Annotated in this window: 14 protein-coding genes; 1 reads left to right on the top strand and 13 read right to left on the bottom strand. The window is 61.6% G+C overall.

Annotation, left to right across the window (positions count from 1 at the left end; genetic code table 11):
- Positions 1–47: 47 nt before the first annotated feature.
- The 6 genes from QM996_RS06400 to QM996_RS06375 all read right to left on the bottom strand — a co-directional run bounded on the left by QM996_RS06400 (position 48) and on the right by QM996_RS06375 (position 7,792).
- Positions 48–881 carry a PopZ family protein gene (locus QM996_RS06400; protein ID WP_500269729.1) on the bottom strand — a complete coding sequence of 278 codons (834 nt, stop codon included), beginning with the start codon at positions 879–881 and terminating at the stop codon, positions 48–50.
- Between the two features lie 179 nt (positions 882–1,060).
- On the bottom strand, positions 1,061–2,434 hold the full coding sequence (locus QM996_RS06395; protein ID WP_500270260.1) for a TolC family protein: 1,374 nt from the start codon (positions 2,432–2,434) through the stop codon (positions 1,061–1,063).
- 289 nt (positions 2,435–2,723) lie between these two features.
- Positions 2,724–3,389 (bottom strand): protein-L-isoaspartate O-methyltransferase family protein, encoded by a 666-nt coding sequence (locus tag QM996_RS06390; protein ID WP_500269728.1) that lies wholly within the window; start codon positions 3,387–3,389, stop codon positions 2,724–2,726.
- A 233-nt stretch (positions 3,390–3,622) separates the two neighbouring features.
- Positions 3,623–4,048 (bottom strand): ExbD/TolR family protein, encoded by a 426-nt coding sequence (gene exbD / locus QM996_RS06385; RefSeq protein ID WP_500269727.1) that lies wholly within the window; start codon positions 4,046–4,048, stop codon positions 3,623–3,625.
- Positions 4,049–4,051: 3 nt separating this feature from the next.
- Positions 4,052–4,996: a tonB-system energizer ExbB gene (gene exbB / locus QM996_RS06380; protein WP_500270259.1), complete on the bottom strand. Its 945-nt coding sequence runs from the start codon at positions 4,994–4,996 to the stop codon at positions 4,052–4,054.
- 315 nt (positions 4,997–5,311) lie between these two features.
- Positions 5,312–7,792, bottom strand: coding sequence for a ComEC/Rec2 family competence protein (locus QM996_RS06375; RefSeq protein ID WP_500269726.1), 2,481 nt, complete (start codon positions 7,790–7,792; stop codon positions 5,312–5,314).
- Positions 7,793–8,107: 315 nt separating this feature from the next.
- On the opposite strand from QM996_RS06375, the gene gltA reads away from it, so the two are divergent.
- Positions 8,108–9,397, top strand: a complete 1,290-nt coding sequence (gltA, locus tag QM996_RS06370; RefSeq protein WP_173516397.1) for a citrate synthase — start codon at positions 8,108–8,110, stop codon at positions 9,395–9,397.
- A 211-nt stretch (positions 9,398–9,608) separates the two neighbouring features.
- Here the strand turns inward: gltA and lpxB are convergent, their stop codons facing one another.
- The 7 genes from lpxB to rseP all read right to left on the bottom strand — a co-directional run bounded on the left by lpxB (position 9,609) and on the right by rseP (position 17,773).
- The gene (lpxB, locus tag QM996_RS06365; protein WP_500269725.1) at positions 9,609–10,784 is read right to left on the bottom strand and encodes a lipid-A-disaccharide synthase; all 1,176 of its coding nucleotides are present in this window, start codon (positions 10,782–10,784) and stop codon (positions 9,609–9,611) included.
- A complete protein-coding gene (locus QM996_RS06360) occupies positions 10,781–11,668 on the bottom strand; it encodes an LpxI family protein (RefSeq protein WP_500269724.1) in 888 nt (295 codons plus the stop codon). The genes lpxB and QM996_RS06360 overlap by 4 nt, the downstream gene beginning before the upstream one ends.
- 5 nt (positions 11,669–11,673) lie before the next feature.
- Positions 11,674–12,483, bottom strand: a complete 810-nt coding sequence (gene lpxA, locus QM996_RS06355; protein WP_500269723.1) for an acyl-ACP--UDP-N-acetylglucosamine O-acyltransferase — start codon at positions 12,481–12,483, stop codon at positions 11,674–11,676.
- 2 nt (positions 12,484–12,485) lie between these two features.
- Positions 12,486–12,950 (bottom strand): 3-hydroxyacyl-ACP dehydratase FabZ, encoded by a 465-nt coding sequence (gene fabZ, locus QM996_RS06350; protein WP_034796695.1) that lies wholly within the window; start codon positions 12,948–12,950, stop codon positions 12,486–12,488.
- Positions 12,943–14,010 (bottom strand): UDP-3-O-(3-hydroxymyristoyl)glucosamine N-acyltransferase, encoded by a 1,068-nt coding sequence (lpxD, locus tag QM996_RS06345; protein ID WP_500269722.1) that lies wholly within the window; start codon positions 14,008–14,010, stop codon positions 12,943–12,945. The genes fabZ and lpxD overlap by 8 nt, the downstream gene beginning before the upstream one ends.
- A 46-nt stretch (positions 14,011–14,056) precedes the next feature.
- Positions 14,057–16,390: an outer membrane protein assembly factor BamA gene (gene bamA / locus QM996_RS06340; RefSeq protein WP_500269721.1), complete on the bottom strand. Its 2,334-nt coding sequence runs from the start codon at positions 16,388–16,390 to the stop codon at positions 14,057–14,059.
- Positions 16,391–16,639: 249 nt separating this feature from the next.
- Complete coding sequence (gene rseP, locus QM996_RS06335; RefSeq protein WP_500269720.1) at positions 16,640–17,773, bottom strand: M50 family metallopeptidase; 1,134 nt, start codon at positions 17,771–17,773, stop codon at positions 16,640–16,642.
- Positions 17,774–17,792 lie beyond the last annotated feature (19 nt).

The following is a 17,792-nucleotide window of genomic DNA, read 5'->3' as shown; positions in this document are numbered from 1 at the left end:
AAAGCCGCGACGGTCGCCGCGGCCCCATGCGTCAAACGGTCTGAATTTCAGCGACGCGGCCCGCGGGCAACACGCTCGATTTCCTCGCGAACCAGCCGTTCGACGAGTGTCGGCAGATTGTCGTCCAGCCATTCCTGCAGCATCGGCCGCAGCATCTCCTCAGCGATTTCGTCAAACGAACGCATCGCGCCCTGATCGACCGCGAGAGCGAGATTGTCGAAGGATTGCGCGACCTTCCGGCCGACTTCCGGAGAGACGATGGCTGCGATCGCCTTCTCGGGTGCCAGCGTGTCCACCACAGCGGCCGCTGCCTGTACGCGCGATTCGGGGTTGTCGCGAGGCTCCGATGAACCGGGGGCAGCGACGGCCTCCACATTCGCGTGTGTTTCAGAGGCGTGTGTTTCAGGGGCGGCGATCGGCTGAACGGCAGGAGCCTTGGGCGCCGATACCGCGGCCATGCGTGACGTTACGACAGGGCTGTCCTGGATCACCGGCGCCGGCGCGACTGGCTGCGTGTCACGCGGGGCAAACCCTGTCGCGTGACGCTCCGAAGCCGCGCGAACGCGTGCTGCGACATCCGCCAGGGAGAGCGGCGGCTGCGCGGACACCGTACCAGCCTCGGACGGAACGATGGAAAGCTCTACGGCCGGCGCCGCTGGCGTGGCCCTTGGTGCTGTTTCTGTGGGCTCCTCGCGCCTTCCGAAGGTTATGGTCTCGATCTCGCGGTCGATCGTCAACTCGATCTCGTCGCTCGCCTCGTCCTCGAAGTGCTGCTGCGGCGAAAGCCCGGCCTGCCCAGGCTCATTGCTTTCGATGATCTTGCGAATGGATGCCAGGATCTCATCCATCGAAGGTTCACGCGCGACATTGAGCTGTGCCATTTCCATCCTCGTTTGCACGGCCGGCATGTGCCTCAGAACAGGACATGCGCCGATTTCCGACAAACCTTATGTGAGTTCGCGGACGAAACATACGCCACGAATCAGCCACTCAGATTCTTGCACAGATTTGTTTTCAGGGGGAAAAATAGAAACGCCCCGGGGCGACCGGGGCGTTTTCTTCAGCGACCGTCGACGGTTCGAAGACCGAACCATTTATCCTTGACCGCCTCGTAGTGTTGCTCGGCGCGATACTCCGCAACCTGCAACCCTTGGCTCTTCACCGTAAGATTCGCCGCTGCCGCAAGCAACGTGTAGCTGGCGACGACGGCATCGCGTTGTGCGAGAGCCAGCAGTTCCTGCGCCTGAAGCACGTCCTGTTGCGAATCGAGAACGTCCAGGGTCGTACGCTGGCCGACCTTGCGCTCTTCGATCACGCCATCCAATGCCAGCTTGGCGGCAGAGATCTGCGCCTTGTTGGCGGAAATACGGGCAATCGCGGCTTCAAGCTGCGCATAGGCGGAGACGATTGTCTGCTGAACAGCCGCGCGAGCCGAATCGACCAGGATACGCTGCTGCCCCAGGCGTTCCTTTGCCTGGCGGATCTGGCCGTATTCGGCGCCGCCCTGATAGATCGGAACTTCCAGCCGCGCCGTTATGCTCGAGGTGTTGTTGTCGAGACCGTTGGTGCTGGCGTTACCGGTGGTGCGGCTGACCTCTCCCTGAAGCGTCACGCCAGGCAGCATCGTGCCTTCCGCGGACTTCACCTGGAACCCTGCCGAGTCGACCGAGTATTGCGCAGCCAGAATCGTCGGATGCTCGCGCAGACCTGCTGCAACAGCCTGATCGAGCGAGCGTGGCAGGCCCTTCGAAGCGGGCGAAGCCTGCTTGATGCCTCTCGGCACGTCGCCGACAATCTGCACATAGGTCGCTTCGCTCTGCTTCAGCTGAGCAACGGCCACGATGAGCTGCGACTGCGCGTTGGCGAGCGATGCCTCGGCAAGGCTCACGTCCGTGCGCGTGCCTTCACCCACGTCCAGGCGCGCCTTGGCGGCGTTCACCTGTTCCTGAAGGAAGGCGATGTTCTGCTTGCGGATAGAGACCAGCTGCTGATCGCGGGCGATGTTGGAGTAGATGGTCGCAGCCGAGAGCAGGATCTGCATTTCGTTGGCACGCAGCGATTCGCGGGTCGCGAATACGTTCGCTTCGGCCGCGCGAACATTGTTCAGGGTCTGAAAGCCGTCGAAGACCATCTGCGTTACGGAGACGCCGACCTGCCCCTGATGAAAGTCTTGTGACCGGGTTTTCTCTCTTTCGAGAGTCGTAAGCGTTCCCGTTGCGAAAGCCGCGACTTGGGGCCGAAAGCCGGACTTGGCGATCGGCACACTCTCGTCCGTCGCGCGCAGACCCGCACGCGCAGCATTCAGATCCGGGTTGTTCTCGTAGGCTTTGGCCATTGCGCCGAAGATCGTCTCGGCCAGTACTGCATGCGGGGCAACCAGTACACTCGTCGAAACGGCGGCCCACAGAGCCGCTTTACGGACAATCGACACCATTACTTCTCTCTCCGATCGGGGCGGCAGAGCCTGCCCTCTATTTCCCGCAGCGCCGTCCTCGTTATAAAAACGACGCTGCCTAGATACGGCGATGAAGCGCTCACACCGCCCACTGGTGAGCAAATCACTACCACTGCACTCTTTGAAACCCGGATTCCAGATTCCGACAACTGCGCAGACCTACTCTGTGCAGGCATTTCAAAAAGAAACAAGCACCCCGTTGCGAATTGGCAACATTGTTATTTTAGCAGTGCATTTTGAATGTTGATATCCCTCAATAAGCGGGACCTCAAAAAACAAATTCCTGCTCGCGGCGGAAGCCGGGAAGCGGCTTCACCGCAGTGTTGAAATCGGCACGCTCGGAGGTTCTTCCGTGCTCGTGCACATAGAGTTTAGCGCGCGAAGCGTTGCCAAATCCTTCGACCACGACGAGCCGGCCGCCATCGCGCAGCTGTTCGAACAGACCCGCAGGCAACACTTCCACCGCGCCGTGGACGAAGATGACGTCGTAGGGCGCTTCGGCAGCGTAACCCTTCTCGAGTTCGCCGGTGACGACGGCGATATTGTCATAGCCGAGACGCGCCAGGGTCTCGGTGGCGGTGGCGGCAAGACCCTGATCACTTTCGAGCGCCACGACCGAACCGGCGACCAGCGACAAGAGCGCCGAAGCGTAGCCGGTGCCGCAGCCGATCTCGAGCACGACGTCGGACTTGGCGATCTCGGCAAGCTGCAGAAGCTTGGCGAGCGGCGAAGGCTCCATCAGGAATCGCGGGGCTGCGCCGTTGGTACCTTCAAGCGCGATGTCGGTGTCGATATAGGCGAGCTCCTTCATCTTGGCGGGCACGAACTCCTCGCGCGGCACGGTGAGGAAGGCGGACAAGACCGAGTGGGACGTCACATCCGTCGTGCGGATCTGGTTGTCCACCATCTTGGTGCGCGCTGCTTCGAAATTCATGCTAGTGCCCTCGTATCCGGATAGGCGCGGCGCCGCTTTTCGGAGAAGCCCGCGCGATCGTCTTGTGGCTCTCAACGGAAAGCCTTTGACGTAAGCTCTTAAATCGCCGCCCCGCTGGATTCAAGCGACAGCGGCAAATTGCGCCGGAAAAACGGGGAAGAAGGGCCTTGAACGGCCAAGCGCGGCGGCGCGGACAGGGCAGGACGCATCGTTGAGACACGGACCCGGGTAGGTCAGCGCCCGGGTGCGCCTTCCAGGCCCACGAGGGCGATCTTGGCATAGCCGGCGTTCTGGATGAGGTTCATGACCGTCATCAGCTCGCCATAGTCCACGGCCTTGTCGGCCCGCAGCAGTACACGCGTCTCGGTATTGCCCTCGGTCAGGCGCTTCAGCTCGTCAGCGAAGGTCTCGCGGGCCGTTTCTTCGTTGCCGATCGCAAGCACCAGATCGGCCTTCAAGGTCACGAAGACCGGCTTGTCGTCGCGCGGTGCGGGCTTTGCCGCCGATTGCGGCAGATCCACCTTCATGTCCACCGTGGCGAGCGGCGCCGCCACCATGAAGATGATCAGGAGTACAAGCATGACGTCGATGAAGGGCGTGACGTTAATTTCGCTGTTCTCGTCGAGATCGCCGCCGTCATGGCTTACTTTTCCGGCCATGAGTCACCCGATCCGTGCGATGGTCGTTTCCGCATGGACGAAGCCTTCCTGACGGCGGGGCTGCGCCTTGCGGACCAGGCGGTGGTCGAGATCGCGGCTGACGAGCCGCTCTACGGCGGCGGCCGCATCGGCAAGGATCACCTTGTAGCCGCCCACCGAACGGGCGAAGTAGTTGTAGATGACCACCGCCGGAATGGCAGCGACGAGGCCGATCGCCGTGGCGAGCAGCGCTTCGGCTATGCCAGGTGCGACGATCGCGAGATTGGTCGTCTGCGCCTTACTGATGCCGATGAAGGAATTCATGATTCCCCACACCGTGCCGAAGAGGCCGACGAAGGGGCCGACCGAGCCGATCGAGGCAAGAATGCCAGTCCCACTGGCCATGCGCTTGCCGGCGCGAACCTCGATGCGATTCAGCAGCGATGAAACGCGCTCCTTGATACCGCTTGCGGGCGCATGGTCGACCACCGCTTCCGAACGCGCCATTTCGTCGATCGCGGCCGCCACCATCTCAGGCGCGGGGCCCGTCTTGCCATCGAACGCATTCTTGACATCCGCGAGGCCGTTGGCGGCTGACAGGAGGCGAACCGCACGGGTAAGGCGTGCCTTGGCACCGAAGAGCTCCAGTGCCTTGACCAGGAAGATGGCCCAGGTGGCGATGGACGCCACTGCCAGGCCGATCATTACGCCTTTGACGACCACGTCCGCTGCCATGAACATGCCGACCGGCGAGAGGTCATGCGGCAGCACCGGGCTCGCCGCACCTTCGGCCGCAGCAGCGGTGCCCTCGACAGCAACGGGGGCAGCTTCAGGCGACGTGGCCTGCGCCGCGGGCTGTACCTGCGTGGTCGGCGTCGCCCGGCTTACGGGTGCGGTGGCGGCCGTCTGGCCCTCTGCGACCGGCGCCTGCGCAGGCGAACCTGTGGCAGTTTCCCGATTGCCGCTCATGACCGGGGGGGACAAAGATCCTTCACTCGCTGATTGAGCGAACGCAACCGCAGGCAAAGCAGCCGATGACAGACCGAGTATCGCGGCTGCCAGCAGATTGATCGTCGATCGGGCTCGGTTCGGCATCTTGTTCCTCACGTACTGATCCGTTTCGTCGTTTCAGAGCGAAGGGATGGTCGTCACCCGCCACATCCCTTGCGTGCTTTTTTGGCTCTTTACGCAAAGGGGAGCCAAATGACAAGGATTTGTGGAGTTTATCAATCAAGAATAATTTCGCAACCTACCCGGCCCTCAGGACACGTACTGGAACTGCCGTCAAAAGCCTGACGGCACATCCGTGAAGGTAGCCGTCCGCCAGTCATAGGCGCGGTGCCGTTCCCACGGGCGGGCAAGAGTCGTGAATGCCGTCCGGAACTGCATGGCGGGCGGCGCTTGCTCCGTATCCGGTTGCGCTCGTATTTCGATCGCACCCGTACGACGCAGCGTCTGTGCATTCACGATACGGGCGCGATCGCTCGGGCACGTCGCGCCATCGACCCGCGCGGCGGTCACCACCAAATCCGCCAGGCCGCACAAAGCCGGAAACAGGCGCGGGTTCTCGAGCGCGATGATCGTCCAGTCGTAAGTGTTGCGCGCCGCACACCATTGCTTTTCCCGGCAGACGAAAACACCCGCAGCATTCGCCTCGATCGCCGACGACAGATCCGCACGGATTGCGGCCACCTTTGCCTCTTCGAGCGGCGGAGCGCCCTTCCCGGTCGGTTCCGTAGCCGGATAAGGATCGGTAGAAGCTGGTGGCGGAAGCGTCACCGGCGCAAGATGGTTTCCCAGCGCGAGTGCTCGCTGCCATTGTGAAAACACGAAATCCGACGGGCGCGTCCTGTTGGTCGCGATCGCGCCGTTCGCGACGAGACCGATGAGGCGGCCATCTTCGGCTATCACAACGTCGGGAAGACGGTCGCGCTCCACGGCGAGGCTGACGAGACCGGCGCAGATCAGCAGGGCGCCCGACAGTGCCAGCCAACTCCGCAATACACAAACCAGAACACCGCCCGTGGCAATCAGCACAAAGCCGAGATGCCCGATCCGACCAGTGACGATCTCGCCGTCAAGCGAGGTTACGAAGCGGGCGATGTCGAGCATCCGGTCGAGGCCCCATGCCATTGCCACCAGTGGATAGTGTTCAAGCCCCAGCGGCATCAGAAGCATGGCGAACAGGCCGAACGGCATGATCACGATGCTGATCACCGGCATGGTGAGAACATTGGCGAGCAGACCATAAGCCGGCAACCTGTGGAAATAGGCGATCGAATAGACCGATGTCGCCAGCCCGCCGATCAGCGAGGTGATGACGACACCGGCGACCACGCCCGTGACCAGCCCCCTTCCCTTGCCCTGTCTTTCCGCCGCCGGTAGCTCCGTTTCCCGCCGCTCGCGCCAGCGCGCATAACCGGCAACGAGCGCAAGGGTCGCGGCGAACGACATCTGAAAACCCGGCCCGGCAACCGCCGACGGCGTTGTGGCGACGATGACGATCGCCGCGAGCGCAACGTTGCGCAGGCTGATCGACATGCGATCGAAAAACACCGCCACGAGCATGATCGAAATCATGATCCAGGCGCGCAATGCCGACACGGCGCCACCGGCGATGAGAATGTAGAGACAGACCATCAGCAGCGCGCCGGCCGCCGCGACCTTCTTGATCGGCGCACGATGGGCGAGGCCGGGGACCATGCTGAGAACCGTGCGGGCGCCGATCAGAAAGGTTCCGGCGGCCAGTGCCATGTTGAGGCCCGAGATCGCCAGCACATGCGCAAGACCGGCTTGCCGCAACACCTCGACGGTCTCGCGGCTGATGGCACGCTCTTCCGCCGTCACCAGTGCAGCGGCAAGTGCGCCCGTATCGCCGCCGATCGCGGTGCGGATGCGCTCTCCGACAACCTCTCGCATCAAGGCGATCCTGGTCGCCAAGGATGAACCGAAGGAAGGAGGCGCTTCCGATTCTCCGGCCGCGGGCGCTTTTCCGCCTGTCGGCGAACCGTAGAAGAAGCCGACTGCGCCGATGCCCCTGAAGTAACTGTCGAACGCAAAGTCGTTCAGACCCGGCAGTGCCGGGCCGGACGGTGGCGACAGCCGCGCCCTGCCCTCGATGATCGCTCCTATCGGCAGCGGCTCGTCCCGACCCCGCGCCACCAGCGTTATTCTCGTTGGTTGGCGGCGCAGGCGCGGTTTGGTCGTCTCCTGAACCTCTACCCCGTAGCGCCATTGGCCCCGATCGTCCTGTTCGCGAGAGAACACCACGCCCCGCACATTCGTCGTCACCGGTGCGTCGAGAATAATTGTATCGGTACGCGCCGTCTCGGCCGCAATCAGCACCATTCCCGCTACAAACAGTGTCGCCGCGATCAGCGGTGCCCGCAGGAATGCAGATTTTCCGATGCAAGCCACCGTCGCTATACCAAAAACGCAAAGCAGCAGTGCAAGTTTGGCGATTCCGACATCGAAAGGGAGCGACAGCCAAGTGAGGACGCCGAAGCTCAGCAGTACCGGTATCAACACAAAACCGTGACCGAACGCGCGCTCGTCTTCGATCGCGGAGGCGAAAGACGCCTTGACCAGACGCGGGCCGAGGTGAGCCGAGACCATCGACATCCCGCGTTTGACCCGTGTCGAGAACAAGGCGGGCGGCGCATTGGGAGCAAAAACTGTAACGGCATTGGCGGGATCGGAACCGGACAGCAGGAAGCTGCCGCGCTCCGCGTCGTGCGACGCATACCGCCTTTCAGTATCGCTCATTGCGCCAGCGCTCTTTCCCCCGAATATGCGCTCGATCATGCAACCAAAGGCAGGCAACCGCAACCGCTGCGCTATCTGCCGAAAAAAGCGGCAAACCTATATAGAATGGTACCGCACCATCATCCGACGAGATTATTGATCTCCTTGGACTTATTGCCGTAACATGCCATTGTTGCGTCGCCATATGCACATTTTCGCATCGCACAATTTGCCTTTCGTACAGCTTGGCAGTCGAAAGTAAATCATATAGCAAATTCGCAACGTTCATTTTCGTGGCACGTCTCAGTGCCACGTTGCCATAAGACGGAGGGTCCGATGACTGAAAAAACCGCGGTTGTAACACTCGATGGAAAGTCTGCGGATCTTCCGGTGCGATCGGGGTCCATCGGCCCTGACGTCGTGGACATCGGCTCGCTTTACAAGCAGACGAAGATGTTCACCTACGACCCGGGCTTCACCTCCACGGCGTCGTGCGAATCCAAGATCACCTATATCGACGGCGACGAAGGCGTGCTGCTGCACCGCGGCTATCCGATCGAACAGCTCGCAGAACATGGCGACTTCCTGGAAGTCTGCTACCTGCTGCTCTACGGTGAACTGCCGACGAAGGCACAGAAGGCCGATTTCGATTATCGCGTCACGCACCACACCATGGTGCATGAGCAGATGTCGCGCTTCTTCACCGGCTTCCGCCGCGACGCGCACCCGATGGCCGTCATGTGCGGCTGCGTCGGCGCGCTGTCGGCCTTCTACCATGACTCGACCGACATCACCGATCCGCATCAGCGCATGGTCGCTTCGCTGCGCATGATCGCCAAGATGCCGACGATCGCGGCCATGGCCTATAAGTACCACATCGGCCAGCCCTTCGTTTACCCGAAGAACGACCTCGACTACGCCTCGAACTTCCTGCGCATGTGCTTCGCCGTTCCGTGCGAGGAATATGTCGTCAACCCGGTCCTGTCGCGCGCCATGGATCGTATCTTCATCCTGCATGCCGACCATGAGCAGAATGCGTCGACCTCGACGGTTCGTCTCGCCGGTTCTTCCGGCGCCAACCCGTTCGCCTGCATCGCTGCCGGTATCGCCTGCCTCTGGGGCCCGGCCCACGGCGGCGCCAACGAAGCGGCGCTCAACATGCTCGCCGAAATCGGCACGGCTGACCGCATTCCGGAATACATCGCCAAGGCCAAGGACAAGAACGATCCGTTCCGCCTGATGGGCTTCGGCCACCGCGTCTACAAGAACTACGACCCGCGCGCCAAGATCATGCAGAAGACCACGCATGAAGTGCTGGCGGAACTCGGCCACAAGGACGATCCGTTGCTCGAAGTCGCGATGGAACTCGAGCGCATCGCACTTACGGACGAATATTTCATCGAGAAGAAGCTCTATCCGAATATCGACTTCTACTCCGGCATCACGCTGAAGGCGCTGGGCTTCCCCACCACCATGTTCACCGTGCTCTTCGCGCTCGCCCGCACCGTCGGCTGGATCGCGCAGTGGAACGAGATGATCGAAGATCCGGAACAGCGCATCGGCCGTCCGCGCCAGCTCTATGTTGGCGCTCCGCAGCGCGACTACGTGCCGGTCTCCAAGCGCTGATCGGTTTCAGACCAGAAAGCGAAGCCCGGTCAGCGATGACCGGGCTTTTGTTTATGGGGGGCCGCGACATCGGCTCGTACGCGTTTCCATAAGACGGGCTGCAAGCAACGCCGGTCGCAAACTGGCTCCGCCGAGCGGAATCCCAGCGCATAGTTTCAGGGTCATCGGCGCATCGATGGATGCATCCTGCGCGCTCAAGGCACTATGAAACTTACCTATTGGTCTTCTTGAGATAGCCGAGAACAATCTCGGCCGCGATCTCTCCAGGCGGGCGGCTCGTCGCCATGCGCCGCTGTACCTCCGCGTAGCCATCCAGCATCGAGGCGCGCTGCGCCGTTGCACCGGAAAGCCGCTCCATCCAACGCGTCAAGGCACCGGGGCGGATTGCCTGGTTGAAGTATTCCGGAACGATCGGGAAGTCCGCGATCAAATTCGGCAAGGCGCCGCTCCAGATGCGGATGCGCTTGTGCAAAAGCTTCACCAGGAAATCGGGATCGTAGGTCGAAACGACGGGAACGCCGGCCAGCGCCAATTCCAGGAGAACCGTTCCCGAGGCAGCGATCGCCGCATCGGCCTGATCGAAGGCGGCCCACTTTTCCGCCGCGCCCACGGTGATCTCCGGCTGGATGGGCCAGGATGCCGTGATTTCGCGCACCAGCTTCTCCTGTCGCGAAACAGTCGGCAACAGGAAGCGGATGCCAGGATGCCGGCTGGCAAGCTCCTCGACCACCCGGCCGAAGATCGGCAACAGGCGGCCAACCTCACTCGAACGGGAGCCCGGCAGAAGGAGGCACGTCGACACCCGCCCATCCATGGCGCCGGCAAGACGCTGCTGGCGGCTCGCCCGAACCGCGAGCACATTCGCATCGCTTGCGAGGCGATGGCCGACATAGGTCGTCGGAGGGCCGTGCAGCTTCTGCATCGCCTCCGGTTCGAACGGCAACACCGCCAAAACATGATCGACATAGCCGCGCATGCGCGGCGCGCGTTCCGGCTTCCAGGCCCAGACGCTCGGGCAAACATAGTTGATGACAGACACATCCGGCAGTGCCGCACGCACCTTCCTCGCCACGCGGTGGGTAAAGTCCGGGCTGTCGATGATCAGCAGCGCATCGGGACGCGCGGCAATGATCGCCTTTGCCGTCTGGCGAATGCGCATGATGAGCTTCGGCAATCTTGCCAACACCTGGGTGAAGCCCATGATGGATAGTTCGGAATAGTCGAAGAGGGAGCGAAGGCCCTCCGCCTCCAGCGCCTCGCCGCCGACACCAACGAGCTCGATCGTGCTGGTGTTTTGCGTCCGAAGCGCCCGGACGAGATCGGCGCCCAGCAGGTCTCCGGAAACCTCACCCGCAATCACCGCGAGTTTGTAGCTGGACGCACTCATTGCTCGGCTCCCCTGGCCGATCGCTCGACCCCGGCAACAAACAGACCGGAGCGATCGGCGACGTCGATCACGTTGGCGCGTTCCAGCACCAGGGCCCTGCCAGCTTCGATGGCGATGCCTGCGAGACCGGCCCTTTCTGCGAGCGCAACGGTAGAGGGGCCGATCGACGGCAAGTCGGCGCGAAGATCCTGCCCCGGCTTGCAAAGTTTGACGAGGACTCCCCGCCGGCGAGAAGAGACACGGCCTTCGGCCTTCAAGGCGACAACACGTTCAAGCATCGCATCGGTACCTTCAGCGCCCTCCAGCGCCACGACGCGCCCACCGACGGCCACAGCGCCCTGCCCCACATCCAGAGCGCCGAGGGCATTGGCAGCGGCGATGCCGACCTCAATGTCGCGGCGGTCGTCGGCATCGGGCGTGACCGCACCGATCGGCCCCGGTTCCGCCAGGAGATTGGGCACCACTTCGTGAACGCCGATGACATGGGCTCCGCTTGCTTCGATCAGTGCCATGGCCATGCGCAGGACGGCATCGTCTCCACCGGATACCAGCGTCTTCAAGACGGCCGGGATCTTTGCGAGCGTTCTCAGCGTCGGGCGAATGTCACGCCATTCCGGTCGGCGGCGAACCCAACCCGACAGGACGACGCGATCGATCCCCTCTTCCCTGAAGGTACGGCTGATATTGGCAAAATCGCCGATCCCCAGGACGGAATGATCGAATCCGACCCAATCAGCCTCTTCCGCCTCTCGCGATAATGCGATGATGAAAGGATCTTCGCCGCGCGCCCGGACGGCTTCGGCCACGTGATGCGGCAGCGCGCCCCCGCCGGCGATGATTGCGAGCCGACCGCCGGTCGCTGCGTGGCTCGCAGCAGCCGACATCGCGCTCACGCCTTGCCGCGGGACGGCGACGATAGTGCCCGGTCGCTCTCGGCCGCGATGAAATCGAGGATTTCGACGACCGGTGCGCAGTCGGCGTATTCTTCGCGAATGGCGGCCGCATTGGCGCGGATCGACTCCGGCCCTTCAAAGATCTGCTTGTAGGCACGACGAACGACGTGGATCGTCGCCCGGTCGATCCCGGCTCTCGTCATGCCGACAACATTCAGCCCGCTCAGCACGCCCGGATTGCCGTTGAGCATACCGTAGGGAATGACGTCATAGCTGACGGCGGAGAGGCCCCCGACGAACGCCTGGCGGCCGACACGGGTAAACTGGTGCACGGCGCAGCCGCCGCCGAGAATGGCGCGGTCTTCCACCGTGACATGGCCCGCCAGCATCACGTTGTTCGACAGGATGATATTGTTGCCAAGCCGGCAATCATGCGCCACGTGCGAATAGGCCAGGAACAGATTGTTGTTACCGACGACCGTCTGTCCGCCATGCTCGACGGTGCCCGTGTTCATCGTCACGCCTTCGCGGATCGTACAGTTCGTGCCGATCAGCAGTTCCGTATCGACGGCGCTATGATGAACGCTCTGCGAGTCGGCGCCGATCACGGCCTGCGGGAAGATCTTGGACCCCTTGCCGATGATCGTGCGGCCGGTCACCACGACATGACTGTGAAGCTCAATATCGTCGCCGAGAACGACTTTCGGACCCACGTGGCAAAAAGGGCCGATCTTGACGTTTTCGCCGACCACAGCGCCGTCTTCGATGATCGAGGACGGGTGGATCTTCGCTGTTGCTGCAATCATGTTCAGGCGTCTTCCTTGCTGACGATCATCGCGCCGATATCAGCTTCTGCGACCAGTTGCCCGTCAACTTTTGCATCACAGTGAAATTTCCAGATATTGCCGCGCTGCTTCTGCTTCACGACATGGAATTCGACGCGATCGCCCGGTACGACCGGCTTGCGGAAACGCGCATTGTCGATGGTCATGAAATAGACGAGGTTTGTTCCGGTCCCCACCTTGCGGGCGCAGATCGCACCGGCCGTCTGAGCCATGCCCTCGACAAGCAAAACGCCGGGCATGATCGGCTGTTCGGGAAAGTGACCGGTGAAATGCGGTTCGTTCGCCGAGACGTTCTTGATGCCAATCGCCGAATTGTCGCCGTCGATCTCGATGATCCGATCGACGAGCAGAAATGGATAACGATGCGGGAGCAGCTTCAGAATTTCCTGAATGTCCGCCGTACCGAGAACCGTTGCTGCCTCACTCATCCGAGCCGCCCTTCTTCTTTTTCTGTCTGTCGCTTGCCCGCATCGCCATCTCCGCGACATCGCGCAGGAAATCGCGCATCGGGCGCGCCGGAATACCACCATAACGTTCGCCGGCGGGAACGTCGCTTGCCACGCCGCTCATCGCCGCGATCTGCACACCATCGCCGACTGTGATGTGACCATTGACGCCGCTACCGCCGCCGATCATCACGCCGTCGCCAATCTTCGTGCTGCCTGCAATGCCCACTTGGCTGACGATGCCACAATAGCGACCAATGCGCACGTTGTGGCCAATCTGGACCAGATTGTCGATCTTCGTCCCCTCGCCGATCACCGTGTCATCCATCGTGCCACGGTCGATCGTCGTGTTGGCGCCGATCTCCACGTGATCCTGGATGATCACGCGCCCAACCTGAATGATCTTGATCATTCCGCCCTTCGGACCCGGGGCATAACCAAACCCATCCTGCCCGATACGGGCGCCTGGATGGATGATCACGCTGTTGCCGACGAGAGCACAGAGCACGCTTGCGCCCGAAGCAATCGTACAATCACGGCCGATGCGCACACCCGAGCCGATGACCGCGCCGGCAGCAATGCGGGTGCCGCGACCAATTTCGGCGCCGGCTCCGACGACCGCCATCGGCTCGACTTCGACACCGTCTTCGAGACGCGCAGTCGGATCCACGAAGGCGCCCGGCGCCACGCCCTTGAGGCTGGTGTTGCGCGCGGGGCGCATCGCGACCTCGTGCAGCAAGGTACCGGCAAGGGCAAAGGCCGTATGCGGACGCGCCGCCAGCAGGACCGGGATATGGGCAGGCACAAGGCTGGAGATCGTCTTGTCGCAGATGATCGCGGATGCCTGACACGTATCAAGCTCGGCGCGGCTCTTGCGAGACAACATATAGCAGATGTCACCGGGCTTTGCCCGATAGACCGGTGCTACCGAACGGACAGCGCGGTCCGCAACCGCGACATCCACCAACTCCGCCCCAATTTGATCCGCCAGGTCACCCAGGCGAATCCCTTCATGGGGCGGAAAAAACCAGTTCTGTTCCATGGACACTCCAGAACGATCTTTTCTGGCAGTTCTGGACTGCTCTTTATCAGAACGACGAGGAAATACCGAACTTCAGGTTCTGTACCCGGTCGAAGTCTTCCTTGGCAACCGGCCAGGCGTAGTCGACACGCAGCGGACCGAACGGCGAAGCCCAGATCAGGCCGATACCGACCGACGCGCGCAGCGACGAGTCGTTGCCCTGAACCGTTTCCGACGGCAGCATTGCAACCTTATTGCTGTAGAGCGTGCCGGCATCGGCGAAGACCGCACCACGGAAGCCGCTGTCACGCGGGATACCCGGAAGCGGGAACGTCGCCTCGGCCGAAGCCGTGAAGTAGGTCGTGCCGCCGAGTGAATCGCCCGTAGCCTTGTCGCGCGGGCCGATACCGTTGCGCTCGAAGCCGCGGATATCGTTGGAGCCAAGCTGGAACTGGTCGAAGACCTGCAGATCACTGCCGGTTTCGAAGATGTGACCGGCGCTACCACCGAGCGACGCGATGATGTCCGCCTCGTCGTTCACTGTGTAGTACCATTTGGCCTTACCGGTCATCTTGTAGAAATCGGAGTCGCCACCAAGACCTGCAAACTCGTGCGTGAAGGTCGCCAGGATGCCGTCATGCGGCAGCTGCGCATCGTCGAGCGTGTTGTAGGTGATCGACTGCGAGACCGACGAACGGACCCAGTTTCCACCCTCAACCGCGCGAACGTAAGGCGACGACAGCTTCGCGACGTCGCCGCTATAGTCGAACTGCGTGAAGTTGTAGCGCAGCGTGGTCGACAGGTTTTCGGTGATCGGCGCCGTTACGCGCAGGCTGAAGCCCTGATCTTCGTAGCTGTAGTTGTCGTCATCGAAGTCGTTCTCGTTCTTGAAGACGTCAAAGCCAGCAGCCAGGCGATAGCCAAGGAAGTAAGGCTCGGTGAACGAAACGTTGTAGGTCCGGCTCTCATCACCGCGACCGGCGGCGACGCGGATATACTGACCGCGACCAAGGAAGTTCTTTTCCTCGATCGACGCTTCGACGAGGAAGCCGCCACCGCTGCCGGCGGAGTAACCCGCACCGATACCGAACGAACCGGTCGATTGATCCTGAACATCGACGATCACGACGACGCGGTCGGCAGCGCTGCCCGGCGCAGTCGAGATATTGACGCTCGAAAAGTAGCCGAGAGCCTCCAGGCGACGCTTGGCCCGTGCAACCATCTCCTGGTTGAAGGCATCGCCTTCACCCATGTCGAATTCGCGACGGATGACGTAATCACGCGTGCGGGTGTTGCCGCGGATCTCGATGCGCTCGACGTAAGCTCGTTCGCCCTGGTCGACGAGATAGTCGACGGCGATCGTGTGATTGGCCAGGTCGCGGTTGCCGCGCGGCGTGACGCGCGCAAAAGGATAACCAGCCGAAGCGACACGCTTCGAAATCTCGCTCATCGTCGCCTGAACGTCCTTGGCCTTGTAGACCGAGCCTTCACGGCTCACGACGAGACCCTTCAGCTCTTCGGCATTGATGCCCTCGACGGTCGATTCGACATTGACGGCACCGAAGTCATAACGCGGACCTTCTTCGACGGTGATCGTCACCGTGTACTCGTTGGTCGCTTCATTGAGCGTCGCGTCAGAGGAAACGACCTGGAAGTCCGCATAACCGCGGTTGAAATAGAACTGGCGCAGCAGTTCCTCGTCGGCGCGAAGCTTGTCCGGGTTGTAGACGTCCTTGCGCGTGATGAACGAGAAGATGCCCGATTCCTTCGTCGCGATGACCGATTGAAGACGGCCGTCGCTATAGGCCTCGTTGCCAACGAAGTTGATCTGGGAGATCTTGGTGCGCTCGCCTTCGTTGATCACGAAGGCAAGGTTGACACGTCCTTCGGCAACCGGAACGACCTGCGTCGTCACAGTGATATCGCTGCGGCCGATGGCAGCGTATGCGTCCTTGATGGCCTGAATGTCCGTTTCGACCGTCGCTTCGCTGTACGGGCCGAGCGGCTGCGTGCGGACGACGCCCTGCAGCTTGTCGTCCTTGATCTTGCGGTTACCGTTGAAGACAACCTGGTTGACCAGCTGGTTCTCGCTCACGTTGACGACCAGCGTACCGCCGGCGACGTTGATGCTGACGTCGGAGAAGTAGCCGGTGGCATAGAGGCGCTTCACGGAAGCGTCGATGTCAGTGTTGCTGAAGGCCTTGCCCGGAACGATCGTGATGTTCGCACGGACCGTCTCAGCGCTGACGCGCGTTGCCCCGCGCACTTCGACACGATTGATGACCGCAGCTTCTGCGACAGACGTGCCTGCGAGCAACCCAACACCAGCGCCGGAAACAACAATGCTTGTTGACAGCGCAGCCGCCGACACCGCGTTCAAAAACCTTGAACCAGCTTTCATGTTCAAATCTTACCTTTTCCAAACGTCGCGCGGCAGTTTCGTGCCGACTCCGGTCACGGTTGCCGTTTTAACCGCTTTTCCCATACAAGCAAGCCAGCTCGTTAATTTCTGTTTACTTCAATTCGAACCGTGGCTTAACGGCCACTACAGCCTCGAGTTATCGTAAACAAAACCTTTCTTCGCAAGCCGTTGAAAACCAATCGTTCACAGTGTCCGCCGAATTCCCCTCGCCGTTTCCCCGACCGAACGTTAGCCGAAGAACATCGATATGTCGTTCCAGGTGGCAAAGACCATGAGCATCAGCACCATGGCAAAGCCGATCCGATAGGCGACATCCTGCGCGGCAGGACCGACAGGCTTCCCGCGCAAGGCCTCAACCGCATAGAACATCAAATGGCCGCCATCAAGCACCGGCACGGGCATGAGGTTAAGCAATCCTATGGAAACTGACAGGATTGCAGCAATATTCAGCAGGAATGGAATACCGAGCGTCGCCATCTGTCCGGAAACCTTGGCGACGCGGATCGGGCCACCGATCTGGTCCGCCTTCATCCGTCCGGTCAGCACATTGCCAAGGTAGTCAAAGGTGCCCGTGATCACGTGCCAGCTTTGCAGGACGCCCTGTCCCACGGCCTCGATCGGGCCATAGGTGACGGTGCGGAAATTGCCGGCTTCCTGGTCGGTCAGGATGCCGATGATGCCGATTTCCATCTTGTTGCCGAACTGGTCGGCGAGCTCTGTCCGCTGAGGCACCATCGGCAGATCGAGCATCGCACCATTGCGCTCGATTCGAATCGTGATCTTCAGTTCGGGCCGCACGCTGACATAGCGGCGAACGTCGTCGAAGGTCGTCACCGGCGTGCCGTCAATCGAGATCAGCCGGTCGCCCGGGATGACGCCCGCCTGCGCGGCTGCGCTGTTTTCGTTCACCCGCGCCACCACCGGATCGGCGACCTGGCGGCCGTAAACGGAGAACAGAACGGCGAAGATCGCAATCGCAAGGATGAAGTTGGCGATCGGTCCTGCGGCAACGGTGGCGGCCCGCTTCCAGAGCCTGGCGCCAACAAAGGTCTTGCCGCGCTCTTCCGGCGCGATCGCTTCCAGGCGCTTGTAGTCCGGCACGCTCGCAGCGTCCTCGTCGCCGAAGAACTTGACGTAGCCGCCGAGCGGGATCAGCGACAATTTCCAGCGTGTTCCGCGCCGATCGGTCCAGCCGAACAGTTCGGGACCAAAGCCGATCGAAAAGGCAAGGATACGTATTCCCGACCAGCGGCCGACGAGGTAGTGCCCCATCTCGTGTACGAATACCAGCAAGGTCAGCACGAGAAGGAAGGGGATGATATAGCCGGTCAGAAGCTGAAAGGCATCAAGCAGATAGGTCATGAACGTTCCTCAAGTCCCT

This window comes from Sinorhizobium chiapasense, assembly GCF_045277575.1.
Taxonomy (GTDB): domain Bacteria; phylum Pseudomonadota; class Alphaproteobacteria; order Rhizobiales; family Rhizobiaceae; genus Ensifer; species Ensifer chiapasense_A.
The sequence above is the reverse complement of the archived record's forward strand: the minus strand, read 5'-3'. Positions and strand labels throughout refer to the sequence as shown.

Excerpts from the sequence above, each read along its gene's own strand:
- lpxA (WP_500269723.1), bottom strand. The coding sequence starts at position 12,483 with ATGATTGCAGCAACAGCGAAGATCCACCCGTCCTCGATCATCGAAGAC.
- fabZ (WP_034796695.1), bottom strand. The coding sequence starts at position 12,950 with ATGAGTGAGGCAGCAACGGTTCTCGGTACGGCGGACATTCAGGAAATT.
- QM996_RS06360 (WP_500269724.1), bottom strand. The coding sequence starts at position 11,668 with ATGTCGGCTGCTGCGAGCCACGCAGCGACCGGCGGTCGGCTCGCAATC.
- QM996_RS06375 (WP_500269726.1), bottom strand. The coding sequence starts at position 7,792 with ATGAGCGATACTGAAAGGCGGTATGCGTCGCACGACGCGGAGCGCGGC.
- lpxD (WP_500269722.1), bottom strand. The coding sequence starts at position 14,010 with ATGGAACAGAACTGGTTTTTTCCGCCCCATGAAGGGATTCGCCTGGGT.
- rseP (WP_500269720.1), bottom strand. The coding sequence starts at position 17,773 with ATGACCTATCTGCTTGATGCCTTTCAGCTTCTGACCGGCTATATCATC.
- gltA (WP_173516397.1), top strand. The coding sequence starts at position 8,108 with ATGACTGAAAAAACCGCGGTTGTAACACTCGATGGAAAGTCTGCGGAT.
- QM996_RS06390 (WP_500269728.1), bottom strand. The coding sequence starts at position 3,389 with ATGAATTTCGAAGCAGCGCGCACCAAGATGGTGGACAACCAGATCCGC.
- exbD (WP_500269727.1), bottom strand. The coding sequence starts at position 4,048 with ATGGCCGGAAAAGTAAGCCATGACGGCGGCGATCTCGACGAGAACAGC.
- bamA (WP_500269721.1), bottom strand. The coding sequence starts at position 16,390 with ATGAAAGCTGGTTCAAGGTTTTTGAACGCGGTGTCGGCGGCTGCGCTG.
- QM996_RS06400 (WP_500269729.1), bottom strand. The coding sequence starts at position 881 with ATGGCACAGCTCAATGTCGCGCGTGAACCTTCGATGGATGAGATCCTG.
- exbB (WP_500270259.1), bottom strand. The coding sequence starts at position 4,996 with ATGAGCGGCAATCGGGAAACTGCCACAGGTTCGCCTGCGCAGGCGCCG.
- QM996_RS06395 (WP_500270260.1), bottom strand. The coding sequence starts at position 2,434 with ATGGTGTCGATTGTCCGTAAAGCGGCTCTGTGGGCCGCCGTTTCGACG.
- lpxB (WP_500269725.1), bottom strand. The coding sequence starts at position 10,784 with ATGAGTGCGTCCAGCTACAAACTCGCGGTGATTGCGGGTGAGGTTTCC.